Here is a 15416-nt window from a genome sequence, read left to right as displayed (position 1 = left end):
TTCTTAGGGGTGGGACCCAGTCCAAACGTTCGAGTTAAAGGACTTTAGGCCCTTCCACTCACACAATCACACGCAGTGCACGGCGTACGCCTGTGAACGTCACGCTCGTACGCAGTCCCAGGTGGTCGCCGTCCATCTGGAAGGGCAGTGGGACCTTTGAATGCAAGGTGAAGTCCGTGAGGTCATGCCGTGAAACGGCATGCTTGCCGCGCGGCCCCTTCTCGGGGCTCGAAGTGAGCAGCTGGGTGCCGTAACGGGCCACCGCCGGGGTGGACAGACGCTTCAGTCCGAGGACGTCCAGCGCGGTGTCGAAGGAGGCCTTCGGCGAGGCGTACATCGGGCGATTGCCCAGGTAGGTCCAGGGGGCGGTGTTGCAGACTATGGAGAGCGCGAGGTCGGTCACCGGGTCCTGGCCGGGCACGGCGAGCGTGATCTGCCCGTGTCTGCGGTGGGCCTCGTTCAGGAACTGCCGCACCACCTGGCGTACGTACAGGGCGTGGGTCGAGCGCTTCCCGTGCTCGCGTTTCTGTTCGACCCGGCCGATGACTCCCGCGTCGAATCCGAGACCGGCGCAGAAAGTGAACCAGCGTTCGGGGACGGACTCGTCCTCGCTCCCCGGGGTGCCGGCCGCCAGCCCGAGCCCGACCGTGCGTTCGGTCCGGTTCTCCAGGGCGTCCAGGATCGCGCCGGTCGCCTCCACCGCGTCGTTCGGCAGCCCCAGGGCGCGCGCGAAGACGTTGGTGGACCCGCCGGGGACCACGGCGAGCTTCGGGAGGCTGTCCACGTCCGGGCCCCTGTGCAGCAGCCCGTTCACGACCTCGTTCACCGTGCCGTCGCCGCCGAGGGCGACCACCAGATCGATGTCGTCGCTGTCCGCGGCCCGCCGTCCCAGATCCCGTGCGTGCCCCCGGTACTCGGTGGTCACCGCCTCCAGCTTCATCTCGCTGGCCAGCGCGTGGATGAGCACGTCACGGGTGCGGGCACTGGTGGTGGTAGCAGCTGGGTTGACCACGAGGAGTGCGCGCATGACGGCCAGCCTACCTATCGGGCGGTTCGGCTCTGTAGTCCCGGTTCGCTGCGCTCCGATTCGGTGACGGAACGTGACCGACTGCCCCGCCGTGCGCCCGAACGGGGGAGGCTCCTCCCTACCCCGGCTTCACTTCCGGGTCCCCGGGATGCCAACCTGAAAGGCGTGAGTACTCAAGCGACCCCCTCCACGCCGTCACCCTCCGCGGCGGAGCGCCCGACCAGGATCACCGTCCTCGCCGGGGTCAACGCCCTCGAAGGCCTGGCGCTCGCCCTCGGCGGTGTCTACATGGTGGTCATGGGGGTGCTCGGGAAGCTGGAGAGCACGCAGCAGGCGGAGACGGTCGGGATCACGCTGGTCGCGCTCGGCGCGATCCCGCTGATCGCAGCCCGCGGGCTGCTGCTGCTGCGCAGCTGGAGCCGGGGGCCCGCGCTGATCACCCAGATCATGGCGCTGCCGGTGGCCTGGACGCTGCTGCGCTCGCAGGGCGCGCTGATCCCCACCGGGATCGTCCTGGCGGCGGTCGCCGTCACCGGCCTCGTGCTCGCCCTCAAGCCGGCGACCACCCGGGACCTGGGCGTCCGCCGCGACACCGGGGCGGCCCCCGGGGCCTGAGAGGCCGGCGGGTCGCCTCGCGACGGACAGCGGACCCGGTCCGTCCGTCCCGATCCCACCCGACAGCCTCCGCACCGACGGACGCCGGACGCCCTTCTCGCCTACTCTCTACTCCTCGACGAGCAGCCGCTCGCGCAGCTGCGCCAGGGTCCGGGCCAGCAGCCGGGAGACGTGCATCTGCGAGATGCCGACCTCCTGGGCGATCTGCGACTGGGTCATGTTCCCGAAGAAGCGCAGCAGCAGGATGCGCTTCTCGCGCGGCGGCAGGTCCTCCAGGAGCGGCTTGAGCGACTCCCGGTACTCCACGCCCTCCAGCGCCTCGTCCTCCGAGCCCAGCGTGTCCGCGACCGCCGGCGACTCGTCGTCCGTGTCCGGCACGTCCAGCGACAGCGTGCTGTACGCGTTGGCCGACTCCAGGCCCTCCAGCACCTCCTCCTCGGAGATGCCCAGCCGCTCGGCCAGCTCGTGCACCGTCGGCGAGCGGCCGTGCTGCTGGGAGAGCTCCGCGGTGGCCGTGGTCAGCGACAGCCGCAGCTCCTGGAGACGGCGCGGCACCCGCACCGCCCAGCCCTTGTCCCGGAAGTGGCGCTTGATCTCGCCGACCACCGTGGGGGTGGCGTACGTCGAGAACTCCACGCCCCGGTCCGGGTCGAACCGGTCCACGGACTTGATCAGCCCGATCGTGGCCACCTGGGTCAGGTCGTCCAGCGGCTCCCCGCGGTTGCGGAAGCGGCGGGCCAGGTGCTCCACCAGCGGCAGGTGCATCCGCACCAGCCTGTTGCGCAGCTCGGCCTTCTCGGCCGAACCGTCGGGCAGCTCCCGCAGCTCGAAGAAGAGGGCCCGGGCCCCGCTGCGGTCGTGTGGATCGTGGTGCCCGTGCTCGCTCATCTGGCCCGCCCGCCCTGCCTGCGACTGCTGCTCCACCGCGACGTCGATGCTCTCGGGCCCGTCCGCTCCGTCCACCGGATGCGGCCGGGCCTGTTGCTCCGGGATGCCTGCTGGGCGCACCACCCCGGATCGGATCGTCTCGTCCCGCACAGGACCGTCCCCGTTCCCGTCGCTCACGCCGGCCCGGGGCCCGCGCCGCGCTGTTTGTAGAGGCTGATGCTGACCGTACGGTCGTCGGCGACCGTGGAGTCGACCTTGCCGGCCAGTGCGGAGAGCACCGTCCAGGCGAAGGTGTCGCGCTCGGGCGCCCGGCCGTCCGTGGTGGGCGCCGACACCGTCACTTCGAGGGAGTCGTCGACGAGTCGGAAGACGCAGCTGAGGACGGAGCCCGGCACGGCCTGCTGGAGCAGGATCGCGCAGGCCTCGTCGACCGCGATACGAAGATCCTCGATCTCGTCGAGAGTGAAGTCCAAACGCGCTGCGAGACCGGCCGTGGCCGTTCGCAGCACCGACAGGTAGGCACCCGCAGCGGGCAGTCGGACTTCTACGAAGTCCTGATTCCCGGGCTCGCCTGCGATCTGGGACACCCTCACCTCCAAGGTGGCACAAACTCTTTCGAGGTTCCGGGAAGGGTGGCCCGGAGCCATGCGGTCCGTCGACGGTTCTTCGGCTCGGCGACGTTATCGGATCCATGATGCCGTGTCGTACGGACCCCATACCCCGACCGTCACTCATGGTAAGCCCATGCGTACGGAAAGTGGCTAGGGGGCTGCGGCGTCCAATTGCGAAGAACCAGCGCCGCATTGACGTACCCAGGCGTCAGACGATCGAACCGTCCTCGAAGCACCGGCACTGGCTCAAGCCGTATTGACCCGCTGAGCGCGTCGCCGCGCCGGCCGTCCCTGGAGGAGGCGGCGGCCTACCGGGAGACGGACGACTCCTGAAGGGGCGGGCGCGCGTCGGGGGTGCCGGTGATGACGGCGCTCACCCGCGTGCCCGGCGCGAACGCCCCCTCCTCGGCCAGCGTGGTGAGCGCGAACAACAGCTTGGCGACGTACACGCGTTCCACGGGCAGCCCGTGCCGGTCCTCGAAGTCCGCGGCGAAGGCCTCCAGCTCAGGGGTGGAGCGGGCGTAGCCGCCAAAGGCGAAGCGCTCGTCCAGCGACCAGTTCCCGGACGGGTCGCCGAACGCCTCGCGCTGGAGCCGCTCCACCTCCCGCCCGAGGAAGCCGCCGCGCAGCACCGGGACGCCCAGGGCCCGCTGCCCGGGGCCCAGGCCGGCGGCGAGCCCGGCCAGGGTGCCGCCGGTCCCGCACGCCACGGCCGCCACCTCGCACTCCCCGGCCAGCTCGCGCCCCAGCTCCGTACAGCCCTGTGCGGCCAGCGCGTTGCTGCCGCCCTCCGGGATGACCTCCACGTCCCCGAACAGGCTCAGCAGCCCCTCCAGGACCTCGGAGGAGGCCTTCGCCCGGTACGTCGTACGGTCCACGAAGTGCAGGCGCATGCCGTCGGCCGCGCACCGGGCGAGCGACGGGTTGAGCGGCCGGTGGGCCAGCTCGTCGCCGCGGACGACGCCGACGGTGGGAAAACCCAGTAGCCGCCCGGCCGCCGCGGTGGCCCGGAGGTGGTTGGAGTACGCGCCGCCGAAGGTCAGCACGGTGCGCCCGGCGGCGGCCTCCAGGTTGAGGACGAGTTTGCGCCACTTGTTGCCCGGCAGGTCGGGGTGGATCAGATCGTCCCGTTTCAGGAGCAGCCGCACGCCGTGGCGCGCGAAGCGTTCGTCGCGGACCTCCCGCAGCGGGGAGGGCACCCGGGGCCGCAGGAGGGCGTCGAGGCGGGGCGGGCTGTTCACCCGCCCATTGTCGCCTCTCCGCCGCTTCTCCGTCGGTTCAGGAGGAGGCCAGCCAGAGGTCCGGGCCGAACACCTCGTAGTGGACGTCGGCGGGACGGACGCCCGCCTCCAGCAGCTGGGCCCTGACGGCCCGCATGAAGGGGAGCGGGCCGCACAGATAGGCGTGCGTCCCCGGTCGTACGGTGATGCCGGCCAGGTCGACGAGGCCGGTGCGGTTCGCGGGCCGCCCGGCCTCCGGGGCCTCGTACCAGAAGTGCGCCTCGGCGTCCGGGAGCTTCTCCGTCAGCCGGACGTGGTCGGTGCGCAGGGCGTGGTCGGCCGGTGAGCGGTCACCGTGCACGACGGTGACCGGGCCGCTGTGGCCCTCCTGGGCGAGATGTTCCAGCATCGACAGCATGGGGGTGCAGCCGATGCCCGCCGAGGCCAGCAGCAGGGGCGCGTCCAGGTGGTCGAGCACCAGGTCGCCGTAGGGGGCGGAGACGCGCAGCAGGTCGCCCGCGCGGGTGTGCTCGTGCAGGTGCCGGGAGACCTCGCCGTCGGGCGAGCCCTGGCCGCGCACGCGCTTCACGGTGATCGACCGCAGCCGGGAGCCGGGGGCGCCGGAGAGGCTGTACTGGCGTATCTGATGTGCGCCGTCCGGGAGTTCCACCTGTACGGAGACGTACTGGCCGGGCCGGAAGGCGGGCGGGGGCGTGTCCTCGGCCGGGCGCAGCAGGAAGGTGGCGACGTCCTCGGTCTCCTCGACCCGGTCGGTCACCTCCCAGGTGTGCCACACGTCGCCCGCCAGGACGCCCTGCTGCGCGTAGAGGCGCTCCTCGACGGCGATCAGGGAGCCCGCCATCAGCCAGTAGACCTCGTCCCAGGCGGCGGCGACCTCCGGGGTGACCGCGTCGCCCAGGACGTCCACGATGGCCGCGAACAGATGGGTGTGCACCACCTCGTACTGCTCCGGGGTCACCCCGAGCGAGGCGTGCTTGTGGGCGATCCGGTCCAGCATCACGTCGGGCCGGGTGCCGGGGTGCTCGACCAGCGCGGTCGCGAACGCGGCGATGGACCCGGCCAGGGCCTTGCGCTGGTCGCCGGAGGCCTGGTTGCCCCGGTTGAACAGGTCCCGCAACAGCTCGGGGTGGGCGGCGAAGAGCTTCTCGTAGAAGAGGTCGGCGATGTCCCCGATGGCCGCGCCGACGGCGGGAAGGGTGGCGCGGACAGTGGCTGTGGACCGGTCGGAGAGCATGACGGAACTCCTTAATTGGGATGTGAGATGCGCATTCAGGGGCAGGTGGAGGACGGTGCCCCGCCGGCGCGGGGGTTCGTCCGCGCGACCGGGCGGGGTTCAATCGGGCGGGGGGTCAGTCGGGCGGCCGAGCGGGCTCAGTCGGGCGGTGGGCCGCTGCCGATGCCCAGCAACAGGGGGCCGGTGGGGGAGGCGACGAGATCGGTGACGGTGATCGGGTCCAGTGCGGCGTAGAAGGCATCCTGGGCCCCGCGCAGGGACCCACGCAGCCGGCAGGCGGAGCGGAGCGGGCAGGGGGTGTCGCCCTCGCACTCGACCACTTCCTCCGGCCCCTCCAGCTCCCGCACCAGTGAGCCGATCGACGCCGAGCGGCCGGCCGAGGTCAGGGTGAGTCCGCCGCCCCGGCCGCGACGGGCGTCGAGGAGCCCGAGGTGCTGGAGCCTGGCGACGACCTTCGCGGCGTGCGTGTAGGGGACCCGCATGGTGGCCGCCACCTCGCGGGTGGTCGGCGGCTCCCGGCCCTCGGCGACCGCCAGTCGCATGAGGACGCGGAGCGCCACGTCGGTGAATCTCGTCAACCGCATGGCCCCACCGTAGATAAGTTGCATGAGAGATGCAACTTAAACCGTCCGCCGGGCGACAGGGACCAACGTGCCCCGACTGAAGGCGGATTAGTCGCACTCTTTTGTGTAATGGCGACCCGGTCCTCCTGCTGAAAGGCTTTTGCACGCAGGTCAGCCCAAGATCGAAAGGACGTCAGATGTCCGTTGGTGAAGAGGTTCGCGACACGCAGGCGCCGCCGCAGCAGAGTCTGGGGACGGCGGCTGCGCGGAACCTCGCGACGACCACCAAATCCGCGCCGCAGATGCAGGAGATCACCTCGCGGTGGCTGCTGAAGATGCTGCCGTGGGTGCAGGTACAGGGCGGTACGTACCGGGTGAACCGTCGGCTCAGCTATTCGGTCGGCGACGGCCGGGTGACCTTCGTCCAGACCGGGGACCGGGTGTCCGTGATCCCCGCGGAGCTGGGGGAGCTGCCCGCCCTGCGGGAGTTCGGCGACGAGGAGGTGCTCGCCGAGCTCGCCCGCAGGTGCGAGCAGCGGGACGTGGCCGCGGGGGAGGTGCTCGCCGCCTCGGGGGACGCGGCGGACCGGGTCTTCCTGCTGGCGCACGGCAAGGTGGCGAAGGTCGGATCGGGCCCCTACGGGGACGAGACGGAGCTCGGGGTCCTCGCCGACGGCGCGTACTTCGGCGACCAGAGCCTGATCGACGGCGACGCCGTCTGGGAGTACACCGCCCGGGCGGTCACCCCGTGCACGCTCCTCACCCTGAGCCGTGCCGACGTGTACAACCTCGCGGAGCGCGCGGCGCCCCTGCAGGACCATCTCGCGCGTCTGCTCTCCATTCCGCAGCAGCGGACCAACCACTACGGCGAGGCGGCGATCGACCTCTCCGCCGGCCATGTGGGGGAGGCGGTCGTCCCGCACACCTTCGTCGACTACGACGCGGCGCCGCGCGAGTACGAACTGAGCGTCGCCCAGACGGTGCTGAAGGTGCACAGCAGGGTCGCCGATCTCTACAACCAGCCGATGAACCAGACCGAGCAGCAGTTGCGGCTCACGGTCGAGGCGCTGCGTGAGCGCCAGGAGCACGAGCTGATCAACAACAGGGAGTTCGGACTGCTCAACAACTGCGACTACGGGCAGCGGCTCCAGCCGCACGACGGGGCGCCCAGCCCGGACGACATGGACGAGCTGCTCTCGCGCCGCCGCGGATCCAAGCTCTTCCTCGCCCACCCGAAGGCCATCGCCGCCTTCGGCCGCGAGTGCAACCGGCGTGGACTCGTCCCGGAGAGCGTCGACATCGGCGGCCACCACGTGCCCGCCTGGCGGGGGGTGCCGATCTTCCCGTCCAACAAGATCCCCGTCTCCGACGCCCGCACCACCTCCATCATCTGCATGAGGACCGGCGAGGCCGAGCAGGGCGTCATCGGCCTCCAGCAGACCGGCATCCCCGACGAGATCGAGCCGAGTCTCTCGGTCCGCTTCATGGGGATCGACGAGCAGGCGATCATCTCCTACCTCGTGACGGCGTACTACTCCGCCGCCATCCTGGTCCCGGACGCCCTCGGAGTGCTGGAGAACGTCGAGGTCAGCCGCTGGCACTGACCCCGTTCACCCCGGGGGCCCGGGCGGCAGCCGCCGCCCGGACCCCCGGGCCCGCACCCCATCGCCTTGCCCCAGGGAGTGACCGTGACCATGACCAGTACGGACGCAGCGACGGAAGGGCACGAGGCCGCGGTGCTCCTGGAGCGCACCCGTGCCGTCGTCGACCCGCATCTGCGATCGGCCGTGGAGTCGCTGCCCGGCGGCATACGCCGCATCGCGATGTACCACTTCGGCTGGGAGAACGCCGACGGAACCCCGGCCGCCGGCCAGGCGGGCAAGGCCATCAGGCCGGCCCTGGTGCTGGCCGCCGCCCGCGCGCTGGGCGGCGATCCGGAACGCGCCGTCCGGGCCGCCGTCGCCGTTGAGCTCGCCCACAACTTCACCCTGCTCCACGACGACGTCATCGACGAGGACACCACCCGCAGGCACCGGCCCACCGCCTGGGCGGTCTTCGGCATCCCGGACGCCATCATCACCGGCGACGCCATGCTCGCCCTGGCCCAGCGGCTGCTGGCCGAGGATCCGCACCCGGCCGCCGCCCGCGCCGCCGCCCGCCTCTCCTCCTGCGTCATCGAGCTGTGCGCGGGCCAGCAGGCGGACTGTGCCTTCGAGGAGCGCGGCCCCGACGAGGTCACGCTCGACGAATGCCTCGCCATGGCCACCGCCAAGACCGGCGCGCTGCTCGGTTGCGCCTGTGCGCTCGGAGCCCTCTACGCCGGGGCGGAGGACCGGGCGGTCCGCGCGATGGACGGGTTCGGGCGGGAGGCGGGCCTCTCGTTCCAGCTCATCGACGACCTGATCGGCATCTGGGGCGACCCGGACCGCACCGGCAAGCCCGTCGGGGCCGACCTGTCCGCCCACAAGAAGTCGCTGCCCGTGGTCGCCGCCCTCACCTCGGGCGCCCCGGCCGCCGTCGAGCTCGCCACGCTCTACCGGGGGCCCATGACCACCTCCGCCGAGGTGAGCCGGGCGGCCGACGCGGTGGACCGGGCCGGCGGCCGGGACTGGGCCCAGGTCTGCGCCGCCGACCGGATGGCCCGCGCGGTCCACCACCTCTCCCGGGCGGTCCCCGACCCGAGCGCCGCCGGCGACCTGCTGGCACTGGCCGAATTCGTCACCCGCAGGACCAGCTGACCCACCTCGTGTGACCGACACCGTCCCTTCAACTCTATTATTCCGGAGGCGGGTTGAGCGAAAGCGGTACGGAGGGACGGCAGCCGGTCATGGGCATACGGATTCAGCGGGCCAAGCGGCGCGACCGGGAGCTGGTCGTCTCGGTCATGGAGGAGGCGTTCCACCACGACCCGGTCAGCAGCTGGGTGTTCCCCGACGAGGCACACCGGCGCGCGGTCCACGGCAGGTTCCTCGGCGTCTTCGTCGACGTCGCCCTCGCCGAGGGCCGTATCGACATCGCCGAGGACGGGGCCGCGGTGGCGCTCTGGCTGCCGGTGCCCGCCGGCGCCCCCGAGGAGGAGGACCCCACGCCCGCCCTGATGCGGCGGACCGCCGACCCCGACAACGAGCGGTGCGAACTGGTGGGCAGACTCACCGGAGCCGTTCACCCGCACGACCGCGCACACGCCTATCTGCTGATGATCGGCGTCTCCCCCGACCGCCAGGGAGAGGGCATCGGCGCGGAGCTGATCGGCGTGGAGCTGGAGCGCTGCGACCGGGAAGGGCTGCCGGCCTATCTGGAGGCGAGCAGCGCCCGGAGCCGGGCGCTGTACGAGCGGCTCGGATTCCGCTTCCTGGGCCGCGCCGTCGACCTGCCGGACGGACCGCCGATGTACCCCATGTGGCGGGAACCCCAAGCGGGTTGAACCCGGAGGGCGGTACGGAAGACGCCTGGGGCAGGGGCTACAGTCCCTGCTCATGACAGATGAGTCGTGGGCCGGCTGGTACCGGGACAACAAGGGTTCCGACGCCGTCGTTCTCACCACGGACGGGCGGCAGCTCCGCATCCGGATCAGAGGGGTCGACTTCGAGGGCGAGAGCTTCGACGACCTGGGGCCGGTCGTCGGCATGCCTCCGGAGAGCGGGATGTTCGCCCTCGCGGACGGCGCGCTCACCGACTGCGTACTGGAGTGGGACCTGCCGCTGCCCATCCTCGTCGCGGGCACGCTCCGCCACGCCACGCTCAGCTGCCTGCTCTCCCTGCGCCGGGTCGACCCGGACCTCCACCTCGCCCTCCACCTGGACGGCGCGGTGTACGAATCGGCCCGCGCCGAGCGCGACTTCAACGCCGCCCTGACCGCCGTCCAGCGCGTCCTCCCGGACGGCGTCCGGATCCAGACCTGTATCGCCTGCGCCTTCTCCGACTACTTCCCGGCCCCCGGCCGCGGCCTCTCCGGCGGGCTCGCCTGTTTCCGGGGGGCCAAGGACGCCTATCGGGGCTCGGCGGGCGAGGACGACGTGCTGGATCTGTGGGACCAGCGGTCCGGGTTCGTCCAGGAGGTCTGGAGCTGCCGCGAGTTCGAGGTGCGCCCGGCCGACGGCGCGGGCACCGGCCACCGGGGAGCCTTCCCGCTGGAACTCGCCTGACGGGCCGGCCTGCCTCGTCCTGACGGGCAGGCATGGCCGACCGGCCCGCCCCGGCTTGACGGACCCGGCCTGCGCGCGGCCTGGCCGACCGGCCTGCCCCGGTCTGAATGCGGCCTGGCTGATGCGGCCTGGCCGACCGGCCCGCCCCGGGCCTGACGGGCCTGGCCTGCGCGACCTGGCCGACCGGCCTGCCCGACCGGCCTGCCCGACCCGGGACGGCCCGCCGCCGCTGGAATCGCCCGCGTCCGCTCCCGTACCGCGGTCCCGCGCTCCCGTACCGAGTCCGCCCCGTACCCATCCCGGTACGGGGCGGACGCGCGTCACCCCGTTGCTCTCGCCTCATTGTTCTACTAGCATGCGAACAACGGAGGTTTTCCATGACAAGCAAGAACCTTGGCCGCGCAACGATCGCGGCCCTGCCCTTTGTGCTCGCTCTCCTCGTCGACCTCGTGGTCCACGTCACCGTCAAGGACCGGCTGCCCGCCCGGCTGGCCGTCCACTTCGACGCCGGCGGCTCCGCCGACGGCTACATGGGCGTCACCGCCCATCTCCTCTACACCGCCACATCGCTGCTCGTGCTCGGTGCCCTGTGGGCCTTCATCGCGGTCAACGGCAGGCTCTACGGCCGTGCCCAACGGTGGTTCACCGGCGGGGGCTTCGCCGTCGCCGGGTTCCTCGGATACCTGTTGACCGCCGTCCTGCTCGTCAACGTGGACGTCTCCGAGGGCGGACCGGCGGACGGCTTCCCGCTCCGGCATATCGCCGTGGCCCTCGGGGTGGCCGTCCTCGCCGGAGCCCTCGGCCTGCTGGCGTCCCGGCTCGTCCCCGCACCCGACGACCCCCGCGACCGTGATCCGGCGAGCCGGGAGCGGATCGCGCTCGCCGACGGCGAGGTGGCCGGCTGGGCGCGCGGGATCGGCGCGTGGTGGGTGCCGGTCGCCGTGCTGGTGTTCCTGGCGGCCGGTGTCACCGTCGGCCTGGAGCAGAGCTGGTTCATCGGGGGCCCGCTCCTTCTCCTCGCCCTGGTGGCGGTCACCTTCTGCCGTCCCCACGTCACCGTGGACCGGCGGGGCCTCACCGTCTCCGGCCTGCTGCCCCGGCCCCGGGTGCGGGTGCCGCTGGAGCGGATGGCGGGAGCGGACAGTCGCCGCGTCAACGCGCTGGCGGAGTACGGAGGTTGGGGCTACCGCATCCGCCCCGAGCGCAGCGGTGTCATCACCCGCTCGGGCGAGGCCATCGTCGTCAGCCTGGCGAGCGGCCGCGAGTTCGCCGTCACCGTCGACGACTCGGCCACCGGCGCGGCCCTGCTCAACACCCTGCTCGACCGGCAGCGGACGGGGCGCTGACCATGCTCTTCCGGGTCGATCCGACCTCCACCGTCCCGCTCGGCGACCAGATCGCCGCCTCGGTCCGGCGTGCGGTCGCCGAGGGCGCGGTGGCCCCGGGCGAGCGGCTGCCCGCCGCCCGGGTGCTCGCCGAATCCCTCGGCGTGAACGTCCACACCGTCCTGCGCGGCTACCAACGGCTGCGCGAGGAAGGGCTCATCGAGCTCCGACGCGGCCGGGGCGCGGCGATCACCGCGGGCGCCTCGCCACAGCGGGCCCGGCTGCTGGAGCGCGTCCGCGAAGCCGTCGCGGACGCCCGGGACCTCGGCATGACCGAGGACGAACTGCTGGCCCTCGTCCGCGGCGAGTTCCACGCCTGACCGGCACCCGGGCGCGCACGGCCCGTGCCGGTTCGACCGGTACGGGCGCGGACCGCGCAGAGGACCGTTCCGCGCCCGGAACGGTCCTCTGTCGTGTCCGTGTGGGGGGTGCCGGCCGGTCCCGGGACACAGGACCGGCCGTCCTCCGCCGGGCTGCCGGTGCGACCCGGTGTCAGGAGGCGGAGCGGGCGAGCGCGGCCAGGCCGTTCTGCCAGAGCTGGTTCACCCGGGCTCGCTCGTTGGCGTCCGGCTGGGCGTTGGTGCAGGACGGGCCGGGGCCGCCGCCGGACATCAACTGGCTGCACGGCCCGGAGTAGTTGTCCGGCAGGCCGAGCACGTGCCCGGTCTCGTGCGTGGTGACCCGGGTCGAGTCGTACTGCTGGTTCTGGGCGTAGTCCAGGAAGATGTACCCGCGACCGTGCCCGTCGGTGCTCGCGTAGGAGCCCCGGGGGTCGTTGCCCTCGCGGTAGGTGAAGTCGGCGTTGGAGCCTTCCTGGAGCTGGACGTTGGCGACCGAGCTGTTCCAGATCCGGGTGCTGTTGGCTATCTCGCCGCGGAAGGACGGCGCGCTCGACGCGTTGTAGGTGACCGTGACGGCCTTGATGCCGGGGTTGGCGGCGCGCTTCTCGGCGACGGACTTCATGACCGCGTCGAGGAAGGCGCGGTTCGCGGCGGCGTTCTCGCCCGAGCCGTTGTACGCGGCGATGGTGGGGGAGGAGGGGGCGGTGGAGGAGGGGGTGGCAGGGGCCGGAGCGGCGGCGACCACGGGTGCGGTGCCCAGCGCGGCGACGAGGCCGAGCCCGGCGGCGGCGGTGGCGACAGCGGTCCTGAGGTGTCTCATGGGGGGATTTCTCCTACCTGTCTGATCCGAACCCGCGCCGTGGGGGTGTCCGCTGGGCGGACAGGGCGTGGGGCGGTACGGGGAAGAGTGTGGTGCCGCGCACAGTCGCGGGGGATGATGTCGAACGGCGATAGCGCCGCCCTATCGCCGCCCGGGCCCTCTCCCGTCGCACGTCAGCCGACCATGAGCATGCCATGCTCACGTCGCGGGCACGGCATCGTCACATGTCCCAGGGCCCAACACTCCCTGAATTGCCGCTGTTTGATGGGGTTGCGACGTCTGGTGCACGGCGCGCGGCGGTCATAGTCTCCGCTGCATGGAACTGGAGGTGAGGCACCTCAGGGCGCTCTGCGCCATCGCCGACGCGGGCAGCCTGCATCAGGCGGCCCGACGCCTCGGTGTGAGCCAGCCCTCCCTGACCACCCAGCTCCGGCGGATCGAGAACGTGCTCGGCGCCGAACTGTTCCGCCGTGAACGGACCGGCTGCCGGCCGACCTCCCTGGGGCGGGCCGTCCTGAGCCGGGCCCGGCCCCTCGTGGACGGCATGAACGACCTGGTCACCGCAGCGCTGGCGGAGGCCGAGGCCGCCCGGCCGCGCGGATCCCGGCTGCGCATCGGCTGCACCGCGAGCCGGGTCATCGGCGGCTGGCTGCGCCGGCTGCGGGGCGCCCTGCCCGGCACCGACATCTCGCTGCGGGTCGACGTCTCCGCCCACGCACTCCTGCGCTCGGTCGAGGCAGGCCGCCTGGACGTCGCCTTCGTGCACGAGGTGGAGGGGTCCCCGCTCGCCGTGCCGGAGGGCCTGGAGCAGCGCGTACTCGTGGAGCGGGAGCCGCAGTTCATCTCGCTCTCCCGGGACCACCCCGCCGCCCGCCGCCGCGTGGTGGAGCTCGCGGACCTGGCGGGCGACCCGTGGATGGTCGATCCGACGGTGGACGGCGAGTGGGACGGGGTGCGCCGGGTGCTGGGCGCCGCCGGGCTCAACCCGCCGGTCCTGCACGGCGACTACCTCACCGCCGCCTCCCTCGTCGTGCTCGGCGAGGCCGTCGCGCCCTGCCAGCCGACATCGGGCCCGCGCGACGACATGGTGATCCGCCCGCTGCTGGGGGACCCGCTCGCGGTGCGGCTGCTCCTGGTCTTCCGGCCCGGGGCGGACATCGCGGTGGTGTACGCGCAGTTGGAGGACGCCTACCGCGACGCGGCGCGCCGGGCCGGCGGCTACCACGAATGGCTGCTGCGCCACCGATCCCCGCTGGCCCGCACGCCCTGATCCGCCGACGTCGCGCTCGCGCCGGCGACGCCCCGCTAGCCCGCGCCCCGGCCCGCGCCCCGGCCCGCGTCCCGGCCCCGCGACGACCTCGCGACGGTGAGTTCCCCGTTCTGCTGACAGCGTGCTCGTGTTCCCCCGCCGCCTTCCGGCGGGCAGAGTCGTCCCATGAGGCTTCTGATGCTGGGCGGTACGGAGTTCGTCGGACGGGCCGTCACCGACGCCGCGCTGGAGCGGGGCTGGGACGTCACGGTGTTCCACCGGGGCCGCCACGCGCCCCCGCCCGGCGTGCGCGCGCTGACCGGGGACCGGACCGCGGGTGAGCACGGACTCGCGGCGCTGGCGGAGGGCGGGCAGGACTGGGACCTGGTCGTCGACACCTGGAGCGGCGCGCCCGCCGCCGTCCGCGACGCCGCCCGCCTGCTGTCCGGCCGGTCGGGGCACTTCACCTACGTCTCCAGCCGCTCGGTGTACGCCCATCCGGCCGCCCCGGGGCGCGACGAGGACGGCCCGCTGGTGGCCGGCGCCTCGCCCGACGACGGCGCGGACGTGCCGTACGACCGGGCCAAGCGCGGCGGTGAGCTGGCCGCCCTCGACGCCTTCGGGGACCGGGCCCTGCTGGCGAGGGCCGGGCTGATCATCGGCCCCGGGGAGAACATCGGCCGGTTGCCCTGGTGGCTGGCGCGGATCGCCCGGGGCGGACCGGTGATCGCCCCCGGCCCGCCCGGGACCGAGCTCCAGTACATCGACGCGCGGGACCTGGCGGAGTGGATGCTGGACGCGGCGGCGGGCGGGCTGCACGGCGCGTACAACACCGTCAGCCGCCCCGGCCACACGACCACGGGCGAGCTGCTGGAAGCCTGCGTACGCGTCACCGGGTCCGACGCCGAGCTGCGCTGGATCGATCCGGAGGTCCTGCTGGCCGCCGGGGTCGAGCCCTGGAGCGACCTGCCGATCTGGCTCCCGCCGGGCGAGCTGTACGACACCCTCCACCGGGGCGACCCCGCCAGGGCATACGCTGCGGGACTGCGCTGCCGCCCGGCCGGAGAGACCGTCGCGGACACCTGGGCCTGGCTGCGCGCCCTCGGCGGCGTGGCGCCCCAGCGCCCCGACCGCCCGGCCGTCGGCCTCGACCCCGTGCTGGAGGCGAAGCTGCTGGCTCTCTGACGTACCGCTTCCGCCTGCGTGTCGCGACGAAGAAACCTCCTATAGGCCTACACAAAGGGGCAAAGGCGGCGTGTCATACAAAATGACTAAGCGTTGACCATGCATATTGCGC

The 15416-nt window shown here is 72.6% G+C and carries 16 protein-coding genes; 9 read left to right on the top strand and 7 right to left on the bottom strand.

The genetic code is table 11. The features are described 5' to 3' along the window. Nucleotides 1–58: 58 nt before the first annotated feature. Nucleotides 59–1027, bottom strand: coding sequence for a diacylglycerol kinase family protein (locus D581_RS0120700; RefSeq protein ID WP_018959118.1), 969 nt, complete (start codon nucleotides 1025–1027; stop codon nucleotides 59–61). Between the two features lie 165 nt (nucleotides 1028–1192). Between D581_RS0120700 and D581_RS0120695 the strand changes: the two genes are divergently transcribed. Next, nucleotides 1193–1642 (top strand): hypothetical protein, encoded by a 450-nt coding sequence (locus D581_RS0120695; RefSeq protein WP_018959117.1) that lies wholly within the window; start codon nucleotides 1193–1195, stop codon nucleotides 1640–1642. A 108-nt stretch (nucleotides 1643–1750) separates the two neighbouring features. Here the strand turns inward: D581_RS0120695 and D581_RS0120690 are convergent, their stop codons facing one another. The 5 genes from D581_RS0120690 to D581_RS0120670 form a co-directional block, all read right to left on the bottom strand. Further along, complete coding sequence (locus tag D581_RS0120690; protein WP_373429550.1) at nucleotides 1751–2707, bottom strand: RNA polymerase sigma factor SigF; 957 nt, start codon at nucleotides 2705–2707, stop codon at nucleotides 1751–1753. Further along, nucleotides 2704–3117, bottom strand: coding sequence for an ATP-binding protein (locus D581_RS0120685; protein WP_003966375.1), 414 nt, complete (start codon nucleotides 3115–3117; stop codon nucleotides 2704–2706). Before D581_RS0120685 ends, D581_RS0120690 begins: the two co-directional genes overlap by 4 nt. A 332-nt stretch (nucleotides 3118–3449) precedes the next feature. Further along, nucleotides 3450–4382, bottom strand: coding sequence for a pyridoxal-phosphate dependent enzyme (locus D581_RS0120680; protein ID WP_018959115.1), 933 nt, complete (start codon nucleotides 4380–4382; stop codon nucleotides 3450–3452). 37 nt (nucleotides 4383–4419) lie between these two features. Next, a complete protein-coding gene (locus tag D581_RS0120675) occupies nucleotides 4420–5616 on the bottom strand; it encodes a globin domain-containing protein (RefSeq protein ID WP_018959114.1) in 1197 nt (398 codons plus the stop codon). A gap of 137 nt (nucleotides 5617–5753) precedes the next feature. Further along, nucleotides 5754–6200, bottom strand: coding sequence for an Rrf2 family transcriptional regulator (locus tag D581_RS0120670; RefSeq protein WP_020679223.1), 447 nt, complete (start codon nucleotides 6198–6200; stop codon nucleotides 5754–5756). Between the two features lie 176 nt (nucleotides 6201–6376). Here D581_RS0120670 and D581_RS0120665 point away from each other — a divergent pair, with 176 nt between their 5' ends. The 6 genes from D581_RS0120665 to D581_RS0120640 all read left to right on the top strand — a co-directional run bounded on the left by D581_RS0120665 (nucleotide 6377) and on the right by D581_RS0120640 (nucleotide 12029). Continuing rightward, entirely contained in the window at nucleotides 6377–7783 is a 1407-nt protein-coding gene (locus tag D581_RS0120665) for a family 2B encapsulin nanocompartment shell protein (protein WP_026290742.1), read from the top strand. Nucleotides 7784–7873: 90 nt separating this feature from the next. Further along, nucleotides 7874–8917, top strand: a complete 1044-nt coding sequence (locus tag D581_RS0120660) for a family 2 encapsulin nanocompartment cargo protein polyprenyl transferase (RefSeq protein WP_018959111.1) — start codon at nucleotides 7874–7876, stop codon at nucleotides 8915–8917. An 89-nt stretch (nucleotides 8918–9006) separates the two neighbouring features. Continuing rightward, on the top strand, nucleotides 9007–9603 hold the full coding sequence (locus D581_RS0120655; protein WP_018959110.1) for a GNAT family N-acetyltransferase: 597 nt from the start codon (nucleotides 9007–9009) through the stop codon (nucleotides 9601–9603). A 52-nt stretch (nucleotides 9604–9655) separates the two neighbouring features. Next, a complete protein-coding gene (locus D581_RS0120650) occupies nucleotides 9656–10324 on the top strand; it encodes a DUF6304 family protein (RefSeq protein WP_018959109.1) in 669 nt (222 codons plus the stop codon). A gap of 377 nt (nucleotides 10325–10701) precedes the next feature. Next, nucleotides 10702–11670 carry a DUF1648 domain-containing protein gene (locus D581_RS0120645; protein ID WP_026290741.1) on the top strand — a complete coding sequence of 323 codons (969 nt, stop codon included), beginning with the start codon at nucleotides 10702–10704 and terminating at the stop codon, nucleotides 11668–11670. 2 nt (nucleotides 11671–11672) lie between these two features. Beyond that, the gene (locus D581_RS0120640) at nucleotides 11673–12029 is read left to right on the top strand and encodes a GntR family transcriptional regulator (RefSeq protein WP_018959107.1); all 357 of its coding nucleotides are present in this window, start codon (nucleotides 11673–11675) and stop codon (nucleotides 12027–12029) included. Nucleotides 12030–12201: 172 nt separating this feature from the next. On the opposite strand, the gene snpA is transcribed toward D581_RS0120640, so the two are convergent. After that, nucleotides 12202–12870 (bottom strand): snapalysin, encoded by a 669-nt coding sequence (gene snpA / locus D581_RS0120635; protein ID WP_018959106.1) that lies wholly within the window; start codon nucleotides 12868–12870, stop codon nucleotides 12202–12204. 316 nt (nucleotides 12871–13186) lie between these two features. Here snpA and D581_RS0120630 point away from each other — a divergent pair, with 316 nt between their 5' ends. Together D581_RS0120630 and D581_RS0120625 are read left to right on the top strand one after the other, a co-directional pair. After that, nucleotides 13187–14140, top strand: a complete 954-nt coding sequence (locus tag D581_RS0120630) for a LysR family transcriptional regulator (RefSeq protein ID WP_018959105.1) — start codon at nucleotides 13187–13189, stop codon at nucleotides 14138–14140. 165 nt (nucleotides 14141–14305) lie between these two features. Then, nucleotides 14306–15304, top strand: a complete 999-nt coding sequence (locus tag D581_RS0120625) for an NAD-dependent epimerase/dehydratase family protein (protein ID WP_486585864.1) — start codon at nucleotides 14306–14308, stop codon at nucleotides 15302–15304. The last annotated feature ends 112 nt before the right edge of the window (nucleotides 15305–15416 follow it).

Source organism: Streptomyces sp. CNB091, from assembly GCF_000377965.1.
This window is presented reverse-complemented; position numbering and strand designations above follow the sequence as displayed.